8 protein-coding genes are annotated in these 14,520 nt (G+C 66.0%); 3 read left to right on the plus strand and 5 right to left on the minus strand.

Going from position 1 to position 14,520, the window contains the following annotated elements:
* Nucleotides 1-110: 110 nt before the first annotated feature.
* From ML401_RS18415 to ML401_RS18430, 4 genes are all read right to left on the minus strand, one after another.
* On the minus strand, nucleotides 111-992 hold the full coding sequence (locus tag ML401_RS18415; RefSeq protein ID WP_285806505.1) for an NAD(P)-dependent oxidoreductase: 882 nt from the start codon (nucleotides 990-992) through the stop codon (nucleotides 111-113).
* Nucleotides 993-994: 2 nt separating this feature from the next.
* Nucleotides 995-2,126, minus strand: a protein-coding gene (gene prfB, locus ML401_RS18420) for a peptide chain release factor 2 (protein ID WP_145659441.1) whose coding sequence is annotated in 2 segments (ribosomal slippage) — nucleotides 995-2,056 and nucleotides 2,058-2,126 — 1,131 coding nt in all. Because the reading frame shifts where the segments join, the coding sequence is not laid out codon by codon here.
* A gap of 107 nt (nucleotides 2,127-2,233) precedes the next feature.
* Nucleotides 2,234-4,747 carry a penicillin-binding protein 1A gene (locus ML401_RS18425; protein ID WP_211417218.1) on the minus strand — a complete coding sequence of 838 codons (2,514 nt, stop codon included), beginning with the start codon at nucleotides 4,745-4,747 and terminating at the stop codon, nucleotides 2,234-2,236.
* 312 nt (nucleotides 4,748-5,059) lie between these two features.
* Nucleotides 5,060-6,355, minus strand: coding sequence for an N-acetylmuramoyl-L-alanine amidase (locus ML401_RS18430; protein WP_285806506.1), 1,296 nt, complete (start codon nucleotides 6,353-6,355; stop codon nucleotides 5,060-5,062).
* Nucleotides 6,356-7,061: 706 nt separating this feature from the next.
* Between ML401_RS18430 and ML401_RS18435 the strand changes: the two genes are divergently transcribed.
* From ML401_RS18435 to ML401_RS18445, 3 genes are all read left to right on the plus strand, one after another.
* Nucleotides 7,062-10,211 carry an Rne/Rng family ribonuclease gene (locus ML401_RS18435; RefSeq protein ID WP_376717281.1) on the plus strand — a complete coding sequence of 1,050 codons (3,150 nt, stop codon included), beginning with the start codon at nucleotides 7,062-7,064 and terminating at the stop codon, nucleotides 10,209-10,211.
* Nucleotides 10,212-10,318: 107 nt separating this feature from the next.
* Nucleotides 10,319-11,815: an amidase gene (locus tag ML401_RS18440; protein WP_285806509.1), complete on the plus strand. Its 1,497-nt coding sequence runs from the start codon at nucleotides 10,319-10,321 to the stop codon at nucleotides 11,813-11,815.
* Nucleotides 11,816-11,841: 26 nt separating this feature from the next.
* Nucleotides 11,842-13,074: an FAD-binding oxidoreductase gene (locus tag ML401_RS18445; protein WP_285806510.1), complete on the plus strand. Its 1,233-nt coding sequence runs from the start codon at nucleotides 11,842-11,844 to the stop codon at nucleotides 13,072-13,074.
* 66 nt (nucleotides 13,075-13,140) lie between these two features.
* Here the strand turns inward: ML401_RS18445 and ML401_RS18450 are convergent, their stop codons facing one another.
* Nucleotides 13,141-14,475 carry a dicarboxylate/amino acid:cation symporter gene (locus ML401_RS18450; RefSeq protein WP_211417223.1) on the minus strand — a complete coding sequence of 445 codons (1,335 nt, stop codon included), beginning with the start codon at nucleotides 14,473-14,475 and terminating at the stop codon, nucleotides 13,141-13,143.
* Nucleotides 14,476-14,520 lie beyond the last annotated feature (45 nt).

The raw sequence follows: 14,520 nt of genomic DNA on the forward strand, positions 1-14,520 counted from the left end.
TAGAGCAACGCGGCGAACAGCGCCACCCGATTTCCGATGAAAGGCCGATCGCTAGAAGCGAATGCCGAGACGAGTGGAACGATCGAAATTGCCTGTGACGATACAGCCGCCTAGGACGGCTTCTTCGACCGCGACACCAGCTCGATCATCCTGCCTTCGTCGTCATCCGGCATCGCGGCCTTGGCCTGCGCGTACGCCTCGACCGCGGCACGTGAGACCAGCGGCTTGTCGGCCAGCAGGCTCTCGGCGAGCTTCACGGCATAGGCGGCATCCTTGTGCCGCAGCGCGGCCGTGAAGGTTGCACCGGAAAAATCGCGGGCGACCATGCGCTTGGAATGACGCTGGACCTGCGGACTGGCGGCGACGCCCGCCTGGATCGACTCCAGCACCAGGTTCATGTCGAGCCCGGCCTGCTCGGCGATCGCAAGCCCCTCGGCGAGGCCGGCGATCTGGATCGCGCCCATGAGATTGTTGATGAGCTTGTAGACGGTGCCGGAGCCGACCGCGCCGAAATGGCGGATGGTCGAACCGATCGGCTCGAGGAACGGGCGTGCGCGTTCGAGATCGGCGGCGTCGGCACCGACCAGCAGCGTCAGTTTTCCGGCCGCCGCCGCGTCCGGCAAGCCAGTCACGGGGCAATCGATATAGATCAGCCCGCGTGCATTCAGCTCGCGGCCCATCTCGCGGGCGTGGTCATAGGAGACGGTCGAGCATTCGATCGCGATGGTGCCGGCCTTGGCGGTCTTGGCCGCGCCCTTCGGCCCTAGCCAGACCGCGCGCGAGGCCTCGTCGTCGGCCACCATGGTCACGACGGCGTCGGCATCGATCGCCGCATCCTCCGGCGAGGTCGCCCAATGCGCGCCGCGCGCGATCAGGTCCTCTGCCTTGGCCTTGCTGCGATTCCACAAGCTGACCGTGTAGCCGGCATCGAGATAGCGGCCAGCCATCCCGTGCCCCATCCGCCCCAATCCGATGAAGGCGACGCGGGGCATGATCAGTCCACGTCCTCGACGTCGCCGGCGGTGGTGCCGAAGGCGCGCTGCGCCAGCGTCGCGGCCATGAAGTCGTCGAGCTCGCCGTTGAGCACGCCCGATGTGTCCGAGGTCTGCACGCCCGTGCGCAAATCCTTCACCATCTGATAGGGCTGCAGCACGTAGGAGCGGATCTGGTGGCCCCAGCCGATATCGGTCTTGGCGGCCTGGTCGGCGGCGGCCTTCTCCTCGCGCTTCTTCAGCTCGATTTCATAAAGGCGCGCGCGCAGCATGTCCCAGGCCTGGGCCCGGTTCTTGTGCTGGGAGCGGCCGGCCTGGCAGACCACGGCGACGCCGGTCGGAATATGCGTGAGGCGCACCGCGGATTCGGTCTTGTTGACGTGCTGGCCGCCGGCGCCGCCCGACCGCATCGTGTCGACGCGGACGTCGGATTCCTTGATGTCGATCTTGATGCTGTCGTCGATGACGGGAAACACCTGCACGCTCGAAAACGAGGTGTGCCGCCGCGCGTTGGAATCGAACGGCGAGATGCGGACGAGGCGATGCACGCCGGCTTCCGTCTTCAACCAGCCGTAAGCATTGTGGCCGGAGACCTGGATCGTCGCCGACTTGATGCCGGCTTCTTCGCCCTCGGACTCTTCGAGATATTCGACCTTGAAGCCGTGCGTCTCGGCCCAGCGCGTGTACATGCGCAGCAGCATCTGCGCCCAGTCTTGGCTCTCGGTGCCGCCGGCGCCGGCATGGACTTCGAGATAGGAATCGAAGCGGTCGGCTTCGCCCGACAGCAGCGCCTCGAGCTCGCGCCGCGCCACTTCCTTCTTGAGGTTCTTCAGGGCAGCTTCGGCCTCGGCGACGACGCCGTCATCGCCCTCGGCTTCGCCGAGCTCGATCATGCCGATATCGTCTTCGAGCTCCTGCTCGACCTTGCCGATGCCCGAGAGCGAATCCTCCAGCGAGGTCCGCTCCTGCATCAGCTTCTGGGCCTTCTGGGGATCGTTCCAGAGATTGGGATCTTCAGCGAGCTTGTTCAGCTCAGCAAGGCGCGCCGTCGATTTCTCGACGTCAAAGATGCCTCCTCAGCAGCCCGACTGACTGCTTGATCTCTTCTACCAACCGTTCGATTTCGGCGCGCATGTCGTTCTCTGGTCTCGCGGAATCCCGCGTGCAATTGAGAGTGGGATGTAGCGGCGGCGGCTGCAAAGCGCAACCGCCGGAACCGCGATCGTCCGTGTTATCCGGCCTTAGTAGAGCCCGCCGGTGCCGGGCCGCATGAAGAAGCCCGAATCCGGCTGTTGCTGCTGCGAGGCCGGCATGCCGCCGCCGCGCCCGTCCGCGTCGGCAACACCGATGACGGAGTAATTATCCGGCGGCGCCGTGCCCGGCTTGAAGGCTTCGAGGATGGTTCCACCGGTCTCGCCGGGACCTGCGCGCATGCCGGTCTTCGAGACGACGCGCACGAGCTTGATGCCGGCCGGCACCTTGAACGGAACCGCGGGCTTGTCGGCGAGCGCGAGCTTGAGGAAATCGCGCGCGATGGGTGCCGCGAGATGACCGCCGGTCGCAGCATTGCCCTTACCCAGCGGACGCGGCTTGTCGTAGCCCATATAGATGGCGACGGCGACGTCGGGCGAGAAGCCGACGAACCAGGCGTCCTTGGCCTCGTTGGTGGTACCGGTCTTGCCGGCGACCGGCTTGCCGACCTCCTTGACCACGGTCGCGGTACCGGCCTGGACCACGCCTTCCATCAGCTCGGTGATCTGATAGGCGGTCATGGAATCCAGCACCTGTTCGCGGCGGTCGATCAGCTGCGGCTCGGCTTGGTTCTTCCAGCCGCCCGGTGCGTCACAGCCGCGGCATTCGCGCTGGTCGTGCTTGAAGATGGTGCGGCCGTAACGGTCCTGGATACGATCGATCAGCGTCGGCTTCACGCGGCGGCCGCCATTGGCCAGCATCGAGTACGCCGTGACCATGCGCATCGCCGTGGTTTCGCCGGCACCGAGCGCGTAGGACAGGTAGTTCGGCAGCTCGTCATAGACACCGAAGCGGCGGGCATATTCGCCGATCAGCGGCATGCCGATGTCCTGCGCGAGGCGCACCGTCACCGTGTTGAGCGATTGCCGCAACGCGTTGCGCAGCGTCACCGGTCCCTGGAATTTGCCGGACGAGAAGTTTTCCGGCCGCCACACGCCGGCGCCCTGCCCCTGATCGATTTCGATGGGAGCATCGAGCACGACGGTCGAGGGCGTATAGCCGTTGTCTAGCGCCGCCGAATACACGATCGGCTTGAAGGACGAGCCCGGCTGCCGATAGGCCTGCGTGGCGCGGTTGAACTGGCTCTGGTCGAACGAGAAGCCGCCGACCATCGCAAGCACGCGGCCGGTCCAGGGATCCATCGCCACCATCGCGCCCGACACTTCGGGGATTTGCCGCAGCCGGTACTGGCCTTCGACCGGATGTCCCTCTTTGCTATAGAGTGGATCGGCATAGATCACGTCGCCGGGGGCAAGCACCTGCGCCACGGACGTCGGCGTCTTGCCCTTGGCATTGCCCTGAACCGCGCGTGCCCAGCGCACGCCATCGAGCGTGACAATGCCGGTCTCGCGCTGCTTGCTGACGGCGCCGCCGAGTTCGCGGCTCGGCTGGAAGCCGATGCGCGCCGACTGGTCGCTGGTCTCCAGCACCACCGCCATGCGCCACGGCGAGATGTCGGAGAGCGATTTGATCTCGGCGAGCTTGACGCCCCAGTCGCCCGAAATATCGAGCTTGCTCATGGCGCCGCGATAGCCCTGCTGCTCGTCATAATTCACGAGGCCGGTGACCATCGCCTTGCGCGCCATGACCTGAATCTTCGGATCCAGCGTGGTGCGGACGGACAGACCACCTTCGTACAACTTCTTCTCGCCGTAGCGCTCGAAGATGTCGCGGCGAACTTCCTCGGCGAAATATTCGCCGGCGAAGGTGTGGGCCCCGTTGGAGCGGCTGGTGACGGCCAGCGGCTCCTTGCGCGCCTTGTCAGCGTCGGCCTGCTTGATCCAGCCGTTCTCCAGCAGGCGATCGACGACATAGTTGCGACGCTCGATGGCGCGGTCACGGTTGCGCACCGGATGCAGGGTCGCCGGCATCTTCGGCAGCGCCGCCAGGTAGGACGCCTCCGCCACCGTCAGCTCGTTCACCGACTTGTCGAAATAGACCAGCGAAGCGGCTGCGATGCCGTAGGCGCCGAGGCCGAGATAGATCTCGTTGAGATACAGTTCGAGGATCTTGTCCTTCGAATAGGTCTTCTCGATACGCATCGCCAGCAAGGCTTCCTTGATCTTGCGCGCGAAGGAGACCTCGTTGGTGAGAAGGAAGTTCTTGGCGACCTGCTGGGTGATGGTGGAGGCACCCTGCGGACGGCGGTTCGAGCCGTAGTTCTGGATATAGACCAGACCTGCGCGCGCCATGCCGGTGTAGTCGATGCCGCCGTGCTCGTAGAAGTTCTTGTCCTCGGCCGCGAGAAACGCGTTGATCACGAGCTTGGGTACCGCCTGGATCGGCAGGTACAGCCGCCGCTCCTTGGCGTATTCACCGACCAGCGAACCATCGACCGCGTGCACGCGGGTCATCACCGGCGGCTCGTAATCCTGAAGCTGAGAGTAGTCCGGCAAGTCCTTGGAGAAATGCCAGATCAGGCCTGCCACGGCCCCGACACCAACAAGGAACACCACTGTTCCCGCGGCGAACAGGAAGCCCATGAACCGCACCAGCAAGCGCATTATCTGTTTATCCGTTCAAACTCTGGATCAGCCCAGTATCAGCCCAGTATCGGTGCCTTGGCACCCCAAACTGGCGCCAACCTCACGTCGCGAATTCGCCGGCTTACACAATACCATCTGTGCCGGACTTAAGACGCTTGCCGAACGGGATTCTCGCCGATTCCGGAACCCCCTGCGGCGTTTTTATAAAGCGCCCGCTGTGGCCAAACTAGGGCTTTTGCGGCGGGACGCAAAAACCCTTTCAGTTTGAAGGCCTTTTGGGGCCGTCAATTGCGCGATCTCCGGATCGTCAGTTCGACGATCCCCGGGTCGTCAGTTCGACGATCCCGCCGTGGCCATCCGTTTGGTCAAAAACCCGTCGATCGCCTGCGCCATCGAGCCCACGGCCTTGGACCGCCAGCCCTCCGAGACCAGGTGCTCCAGGTCGCCCTTGTTGGAGACATAACCGATCTCGACCAGCACCGATGGCACGTCAGGGGCCTTCAGGACGCGGAAACCGGCCGACTTCAGGGGATGCTTGTGCATCCGCACCGTCGACTTCATTTCCCCCATCAAAAGGCGGGCGAAACGGTTTGAAAAGGTGCGGGTTTCTCGCTGCGTGAGGTCGATCAGGATGTCGGCGACATCGGTCGGCTCCTCCGCGAGGTTGAAGCCGGCAATCGCATCTGCCCGGTTTTCCGCATCCGCCAGCCGCTGGGCCTCGGCGTCGGACGCCTTGTCGGACAGCGTGTAGATGGTCGCGCCCTGCGCATCACCCTCGGCACGCGGCAGCGCATCGGCATGGATCGAGACGAACAAGGCGGCCTTGAGATTGCGGGCGATCTTGGTCCGGTCGTTGAGCGGAATGAAGGTGTCGTCGTCCCGCGTCATGACCACGCGGTACTTGCCAGCCTTTTCCAGTCTGTCGCGGAGCGCCACCCCGAACGCCAGCACCAGGTTCTTCTCGCTCTCGCCGCTCGACTGCGTGCCATTGTCGATGCCGCCATGGCCGGGATCGATCACCACCACCGGGCGGCCATCGGCCTTCTGCTGCGCCGTGTCGGGGGCCGCGGTCCCGGGAGTCGCTGCGGGCGGCGCCTCGGCGATCGTGGGCCGCAACTCGGGCCGATTTTCGGGCGCGAGCGCCTGCACGAAGGCGGCGCGATCGACCTCCTCGAGCTCCAGCACGAGCCGGGCGGGCTGGCCGTTGGCCGCCTCCACCACGTAGGACTTGGCGATCTTGGCCGGTCCGGTCAGGTCGAACACGATTCGCGAGCCGCCGGGCATGACCAGCCCATAGCGGAAGGCCTTGACCAATCCGCGCCCCCCGGCCCCCGTCCCCGCCGGCAGCTGAAAATTGACCTGCGGCACGTCGACGACGACCCGGTACGGGTCGGCCAGCGTGACGGCGCGGAAGGTGACGGCCTTGTCGATGTCGAGAATGAAGCGGGTCTGCTTGCCGTCGCCGGCCAGCCGGGCGGCCGAGGCGATTGGAAAATTTGCCGCTGCAGCAGCGGGTTGCGGCTGGCTCTCCGCCGCTCTCAGGCGCGAGGAATCGGCATACGGCAACGCTGCAGCGCACAGCAATGCGCATCCCAGCAAAACCCGTTGATTTGTGCGGCTCGCCACCGATTCCGTGCCTCCGAGCAGCCCTCTTTAACGCAATAGAACCACAGGGTTAATCGATCCTTAATGACAGAAACGCGAAACTCGGCGACTGTGACCGCCGTGCGACGCTCCCTTGCACGGATGGCTCATTCCTCGTATGTACGGAATGCTGACGGCCGATATTTCAGGTTGTGTCGCATTCAGCCTCCCGGTGCACCGCCGGAACTCTCAAGGTTTGGGAATTCCAGCGTTTTCCGTTTCCCTCTAAGACCAGCGCGGTGCGCGGCAGCGAGTGGAACGGGTCAAGCGCCGGCGGCGGAACGGTCCCGGGTTACCACTTTCGTTGCCGGGGCGGTTCTGACAGCGATGTAACCCATTACCCGATCCCTTGATCCCAAGGGAGCGGTTCGTGATCCCCAAGGCGAGCGCGCTCGCGCCATGCCTGGCCAGCAGCAACTGATTGAAGGGCGGCCTCGCCGCCCAGTGTTTCATACGGGCCGACGCTTGATGCGCCAGACTGTGCCGACGAATTCTGAAGGACCATTCGCGACGCTGCGGAGTGACAATCCCGCGCGCCGCCTTGGTCCTGAAGCTTCCGGTCCGGCAAGGCGCGAGAGACGGCGTTTCGGCCTTCCCCTCACCCCCGAATCAGGTGGACCGTCGCGTCACCCGGCGGCGCGATACGCGCCCACGGTGAATCGCGCCCGCCGCCGCCAAGAGTTAAGACATGCCCAACAAGATGTTGATCGATGCCACCCACCCGGAAGAGACCCGGGTCGTCGTGGTCCGCGGCAATCGCGTCGAAGAGTTTGATTTCGAGACCGCGCAACGCAAGCAACTGCGCGGGAATATCTACCTCGCCAAGGTCACAAGGGTCGAACCCTCGCTCCAAGCCGCCTTCGTCGAATATGGCGGCAACCGCCACGGTTTCCTCGCCTTCAGTGAAATCCATCCCGACTACTATCAGATCCCGGTCGCCGACCGGCAGGCGCTGATCGAGGCCGAGGAACAGGCCCATCGTGAGGCCGAAGAGGAAAGCGAGAACCGCTCCCACGGACGCCGCCGTTCGCGCCACCGCAACGCCCGCCGCCGTGGTCATGGCGAGCGCGTGCGCAGCGACATCGTCGAAGGCCTCGACGCCGGCGCTGATCCCGCCGCCCAGCCGATCGAGGGCGCGGCGCAGCCGGAGCATGCCGAGGGCGCCTTGCACGACGGCGAGCATTCGCACGCCGATGCAGAGCACCGTGGCGAGCACGAAGGCCACGATCACCACGACGACGATCAGGGCGAACCTGCTCATGGCGAGCATGATCACGACGATCATCATGCCCATGATGACCAGCACGCCCATGACCACGACCATGGCCACGACCACGACCATGGTCACGATCACGACCATGGTCACGATCACCAGCACGATCATCACGACCATGATCATGCCGGCGAGACGCCCGCGCCTGTCGCGGCCGTCGGCGCCGAGCCCGTGGTCGCGACCGAGATTGCTGCCGAGCCGCAGGAGGCCCAGACCTTCGAATCTCACGCTTCCGAGGCGCATGCGGAAGCTCTGGCCGAGGCCGTGACGTCGGCCGATGAGCCCGCTGATGCGGTGTACGGCGGCGGAGAGAATGCCGAGACGTCGCTTGCCGAGGCTGCGGAAGCAACTGGCGAAGAAGACGACGAAGATGAGGACGACGAGGAAGCCGAAGAGGAAGTCGTCGAATCCGTCGGCGGCGACGACGTGCTGGAGGAAGTGCCGGAGCGTACGTTCCGTCCGCGCCGCCAGTACAAGATCCAGGAAGTCATCAAGCGCCGCCAGGTGATGCTGGTGCAGGTGGTCAAGGAAGAGCGTGGCAACAAGGGCGCCGCGCTGACGACCTATCTGTCGCTGGCCGGCCGCTATGCCGTCTTGATGCCGAACACCGCGCGCGGCGGCGGCATCAGCCGCAAGATCACCAGTGCCCAGGACCGTTCCCGCCTGAAGGAAGTGGTGCAGGATCTCGACGTGCCGGAAGGCATGGGCATCATCCTGCGCACCGCCGGCGCCGCCCGGACCAAGCCCGAGATCAAGCGCGACTTCGAATATCTGATCCGGATGTGGGAGACGGTGCGCGACCTCACGCTGAAGTCGCAGGCCCCGACCCTCGTCTACGAGGAAGGCTCGCTGATCAAGCGTTCGCTGCGCGACCTCTACAACAAGGAGATCGATGAAATCTCGGTTGCCGGTGAATCCGGCTACCGCGAAGCGCGCGACTTCATGAAGATGCTGATGCCCGCCAATGTCAGCGCGGTGAAGCAGTATCGCGACGGCCAGCCGTTGTTCTCGCGCATGGGCGTCGAGAGCCAGCTGGATGCGATGTTCTCGCCGACCGTGCAGCTGCGCTCCGGCGGCTACATCGTGATCAACCAGACCGAGGCGCTGGTCTCGATCGACGTCAACTCCGGACGATCGACGCGCGAGCACCATATCGAGGATACCGCGCTCAAGACCAATCTGGAGGCGGCCGAAGAGGTCGCCCGCCAGCTTCGCTTGCGCGACCTCGCCGGCCTGATCGTCATCGACTTCATCGACATGGACGAGAAGCGCAACAACCGTGCGGTCGAGCGCAAGCTGTCCGACTGCCTGAGGCAGGATCGCGCGCGCATCCAGGTCGGACGCATCTCGCATTTCGGCCTGCTCGAAATGTCGCGCCAGCGCATCCGCGCCAGCGTGCTCGAGAGTTCGACCGATCCCTGCCCGCATTGCGGCGGCACCGGCCACGTCCGCTCGGTGTCCTCGGTGGCGCTGCAGCTGCTGCGCGGCCTCGAAGAAATCCTGATGAAGGGCGCGACCCACAATCTCGTGGTACGCACCCGCACCGACGTTGCGCTCTATGTGCTCAACCACAAGCGTGGCCACCTGCGCGATCTCGAGAACGGCTTCAAGGTCACCCTCTCGGTGATCGCGGATCCCAGCGTCAGCGGGCCGCAAGCCTACCTCATCGACCGCGGCGAACAGGTGCATACGCTGGAAGCCGCCAAGGCGCTGCTGGCGGCGCAGGCGGCCGCAAGCCCGCCGCCCCTGGTCGAAGAAGCTTATGACGACGAGGAGTTCGATCCGGAGACCGAATCCGAGGTCGAGACCGAGGAGACCGAAGGTCTCGCCGAGGAGCAGTCCGCGGGCGAGGCCGGGTCCGAGCAGGACGGCCAGCGCCGCAAGCGCCGCCGTCGCCGGCGCGGCCGCGGTGGCCCGCGCGAGGGCGAATTGCGCGAGGATGGCGCCCCCACCCTTCCCGAGGCGGCCGTAGCGGCCGGCGAAGGCGAGGACGATGCCGAACCCGAGCAGGACGGCGAGGAAGGCGAGGAACAGGCAGCCCGTAGCGAACAGCAGGGCAGCAGTGATCGCCGGCGCCGGCGTGGTCGCCGCGGCGGACGCCGTCGTCGCGGTGGCGGCGAGGAAGGTCTCGCCGGCTCCATCGGTGACGAACTCGGCACCAATCAGCCATCGGAAGCAGCCGAGGCGGTTGCCGATTTCGACGGCCTCGGCAGTGAGGCTGCGCCCTCGATTGCGCAAGCCGAGCACAGCGCCGCCGAGCCGAAAGTCTCGCAGCCTGAGCCGCGCGCCGAAGTGCAGACCGAGGCTCCGGCCCAGCCCGAGCCCGTCGCCGCCGAGGAAGAGCCCGCCGACGACAAGGCCGCGCGGCGCCGCTCCACGGTGCGCGAAAAGGTGAGCTTCATGTCGAGCAGCCCGAGCGAGCCGGCAGCCCCGGTTGCCCAGGCAGCCGAGCCCGTCACCCCGCCCGCACCGGCAGCTGAGCCTGCGCCGGAAGCGACGAGCGAAACGCCCGCCGCCCCGCGCCGCGCCGGCTGGTGGTCCCGCCGCTTTGGCGGCGGCGAATAAGGCCCGACAACCTATGCAAGACACGACGCCCGGCACTGCCGGGCGTTTTTGTTTCGTCGATGTCCCGATGTGCTAAGCCGTTTGCGCAATCTGAGAGGGGACCGGCATTGTCAGAGCTTTGCGATTCCAGCGCCGTCGAGTTGCGCCGCCTGTTGGCCGCCCGGGCGATCTCACCTGTCGAGTTGCTCGACGCCTGCCTGTCCCGCATCGCCGCCATCAATCCCGCCGTCAACGCCGTCGTGACGCTGGACGAGCCGGGCGCGCGTGCCGCTGCCAAGGCGGCCGAAGCCGCCATCCTGCGCGGCGAGGATCGCGGTGCCCTGCACGGGCTTCCCGTTCTCATCAAGGATACCCAGGACACCGCGGGGATGCGCTCCACCTATGGCAGCCCGCTGCTGAAGGATAACGTCCCGGCGGCCGACCAGGGCTCGGTCGCGCGCCTGCGCGCCGCCGGCGCCATCATCTTCGGCAAGACCAACACGCCGGAATGGGCGGCGGGCGGCAACACCCGCAATCCCGTGTTCGGCGCGACCGGCAATCCCTTCGATCCCATGCGCTCGGGGGCCGGCTCCTCCGGCGGCTCGGCGGTGGCGCTCGCCTGCGGCATGGCACCGCTCGCCTCGGGTTCCGACACCGGCGGCTCTCTGCGCAATCCGGCAGGCTTCGCCGGCATCGTCGGCATGCGTCCGTCCTACGGCCTCGTGGCCAGCGAAAAGCGGGCGTTCGGCTGGTCCAATCTGTCGACCGACGGGCCGATGGCGCGCAACGTCGCCGACACCGCCTTGATGCTGTCGGTGATGGCGAGCGATGATGCCCGCGATCCGCTCGCCTATACGCTGCCCGGCGAGGCCGTGCGCGCGCGCGCCGAGCGCTGGGCCGCTCCGCGCCCCGCAGAGCTCGGCAAGCTCCGCCTCGCCTTCACAGAGGATTTCGGCTTCGCTCCGACCGAGCAGGCAATCCGGCGCGTGTTCCGCGCACGCGTGAAGCGGCTCGCACCGCTGTTCGCAGAATCCCGCGAAGCAACGCCGGATTGCGCCGGCGCCGACGACGCTTTTGCAGTGCTGCGCGCAGGCATGTTCCTGGCGACCCACGGCAAGAACTACAAGGAACGTCCCGAGATGCTCGGCCCGAATGTCCGCGCCAATGTCGAGGAAGGGCTCGGCTACACGCTCGAAGACCATGCGCGGGCCTCGACGACGCAGACCAAGATTTATCGCGCCTATCAAAGCTTCTTCGAAACCTGCGACGTACTGATCAGCCCGACCATCACGCTGAGCCCGCGGCCATGGTCGGAGCCTCATCCGGCGGAGATCGATGGCGCTCCGACCAGATCCTACTTCCATTGGCTCGCGCTCGCCTACGCCGTCACGCTTGCAGGCCATCCCGCCATCAGCCTTCCGCTCGGCCTCGACGAAGCCGGACTGCCGTTCGGCCTCCAGGTCGTCGGTCCGCGCGGCGGCGACGCCATCGTGCTCTCGGTTGCCGCAGGCATTGAGGCCGCCTTTGCGAGCGACGCGCAATTGTGCCGGCCGGTCCCCGACCTCGCGAGGCTTGCCGCGACGCCGCCGCTGTCCGCCGCCCCCGGCTTCCTCACTTGGGAATGATGCGGTCCGACAGGAGAAGTCTTCCGATGCAAAGCGCAATGGTTCTCGGCGGCGGCATGATCGGCGTGAGCGCGGCGCTGCACCTGCAGCAGCGCGGCTGGGCCGTGACGCTCGTCGATCGCAGGGAGCCGGGCCGTGAGACCAGCTACGGCAATGCCGGCATGATCCAGGCCGAAGCGGTCCGCCCCTATCCGATGCCGCGCGATCTCGCGACGCTGCTCAAGATCGCGACCGGCCGCACCAACGACGTGCGCTATAGCCTGTCGTCGCTTCACCTCCATGTCGAGCCCCTGCTCCGCTACTGGTGGCACTCGGCGCCGAAACGGCATCGCGAGGCGATCGAGGCTTGGGCGCGGCTGATCGCCTACGCGACCTCGGAGCACGACATCCTCATTCGGGAAGCCCATGCCGACAATCTGATCCGCCGCGCCGGCTATCGCGCGCTGTACCGCGACGCCGCGGACCTCGATCTTTCGATCAAGGCCGCAGAACAAGACCAGCGCGAATTCGGCGTGAAGTTTCGCGTGCTGTCCGGCAGCGAGCTTGCCAAGGCCGAGCCGATCCTGCGCCACGATCTTCCCGGCGCGATCCACTGGCTCGACACCTGGACCGTGTCCGATCCCGGCGCGCTCGTCACGGCCTATGCCGAACTGTTCGAGCGTCGCGGCGGCACCATCGTGCTTGGCGATGCGCAGTCGCTGCAGCAGACCGCGACCGGATGGTCGGTCAACACGGACCAGGGCCGCCTCGACGCCGCTCACGCCGTCGTGACGCTGGGGCCGTGGTCGCCCGACCTCCTCCATAAATTCGGCTATCGCATTCCGCTGGTGCGCAAGCGCGGCTACCACATGCATTACAGCGGCGGCGCTTCGCTCGACCTGCCGCTCGTCGACAAGGGCGGCGGCTACGCCATGGGCCCGATGGCGAAGGGAATCCGCATCACCACCGGCGCGGAATTGACCGGCATGGACGCGCTCGCCACGCCCGTCCAGCTCGCCAGCGCGGAAGGCTCCGCGCGCGAGCTGATCGACCTCGGCAAGCGCGTCGAGCCGGATCCGTGGTTCGGCACCCGCCCCTGCACACCCGACATGCTGCCGGTGCTCGGGCAAGCTCCGCGGCATCCCGGCCTCTGGATGAATTTCGGCCACGGCCACCAGGGCTTTACCCTGGGACCCGCGAGCGGACGCCTGCTTGCCGAGATCATGAGCGACGAGACGCCGGCGATTGATCCGCTGCCATATCGGCCCGAGCGGTTCTAGGCCCAAACAAAAGGGCTGATCGAGGATCTCGACCAGCCCTTCCCAATTCGAAGCCCGAGGGCGCGATCAGTCCGTGGTGATCGCCGTCTCCATGTCGGTCGGGTCGATCCGCTTGGCGAGGTTGGCGTTGAGCTTGTCGCGGTCGAGCTCACCTTCCCACCAGGCGACGATCACGCAGGCGACGCCGTTGCCGCACAGATTGGTCAGCGCGCGGCACTCGCTCATGAACTTGTCGATGCCGAGCACGATCGCCATGCCCGGCACGAGGCGCGGATCGACCACGGCAAGCGTCGCCGCCAGCGTGATGAAGCCCGCGCCGGTGATGCCGGAAGCGCCCTTCGAGGTCAGCATCGCCACGACCAGGATGGTCAGCTGCTGGCTGAAGCTGAGATCGTAGCCGAGCGCCTGCGCGATGAAGAGCGTCGCCAGCGTCATGTAGATGTTGGTGCCGTCGAGATTGAACGAGTAACCCGTGGGCACCACGAGGCCGACCACCGACTTGGAGCAGCCGAGCCGCTCCAGCTTCTCCATCAGGGACGGCAGCGCGCTTTCCGAAGACGAGGTGCCGAGCACGATCAGCAGCTCGTCCTTGATGTAGGCCAGGAACTTGAAGATCGAGAACCCGGCCAGGCGCGCGATGATGCCGAGCACGACGAACACGAACAGCGCCGCGGTGACGTAGAACGTGGCGATCAGCCCGACCAGATTGAGGATCGCGCCGGTGCCGAACTTGCCGATCGTATAGGCCATGGCGCCGAACGCGCCGATCGGCGCTGCGCGCATCACGATGGAGATGACGCCGAACACGGCATGGGCGGCGTCGTCGATGAAGCTGCGGATGGTGTGGCCGCGCTCACCCAGGCTCATGATCGCGAAGCCGAACAGCACCGAGAACAGCAGCACCTGGAGGATTTCGCCTTGCGCGAAGGCCCCGACCACCGTGTCGGGAATGATGTGCAGCACGAAGTCGACGGACTTCTGGCCGGCAGCCTGCTTGGCGTAATTGGCAACGGCCGCCTCGTTGGCCGCCCCACTGCCGAAGCCCGCGCCCGGCTTCACGAGATTGCCGATGATCAGTCCGATCACCAGGGCGAAGGTCGAGACGACCTCGAAATAGACCAGCGCCTTGACGCCGATACGGCCGACCTTCTTGGCATCCTGGATGTGGGCGATGCCGGAGACGACGGTGCAGAAGATGATCGGGGCGATCACCATCTTGATCAGCTTGATGAAGCCGTCGCCGAGCGCCTTGATCCATTCGTTGGTGGCAACCGTCGGCCACAGCCAGCCGACGATGGCGCCGAGCACGATGGCGATCAGCACCTGGACGTAGAGAACCTTGTACCACGGCTTTGCTGCGGGCGGCGCGATCGGCGCCCCCGCCATCGTTGTCGTCGTCATCGTTTCACTCCCCCTCAAACGCTGGGCCAGCCAAGATCAACTTGG

This window comes from Bradyrhizobium sp. 62B (assembly GCF_030272265.2).
GTDB lineage: Bacteria > Pseudomonadota > Alphaproteobacteria > Rhizobiales > Xanthobacteraceae > Bradyrhizobium.

What these genes read in the sequence shown, in the direction of transcription:
- ML401_RS18415 (WP_285806505.1), bottom strand. Translation starts at nt 992, where the DNA reads ATGCCCCGCGTCGCCTTCATCGGATTGGGGCGGATGGGGCACGGGATG.
- ML401_RS18425 (WP_211417218.1), bottom strand. Translation starts at nt 4,747, where the DNA reads ATGCGCTTGCTGGTGCGGTTCATGGGCTTCCTGTTCGCCGCGGGAACA.
- ML401_RS18435 (WP_376717281.1), top strand. Translation starts at nt 7,062, where the DNA reads ATGCCCAACAAGATGTTGATCGATGCCACCCACCCGGAAGAGACCCGG.
- ML401_RS18445 (WP_285806510.1), top strand. Translation starts at nt 11,842, where the DNA reads ATGCAAAGCGCAATGGTTCTCGGCGGCGGCATGATCGGCGTGAGCGCG.
- ML401_RS18450 (WP_211417223.1), bottom strand. Translation starts at nt 14,475, where the DNA reads ATGACGACGACAACGATGGCGGGGGCGCCGATCGCGCCGCCCGCAGCA.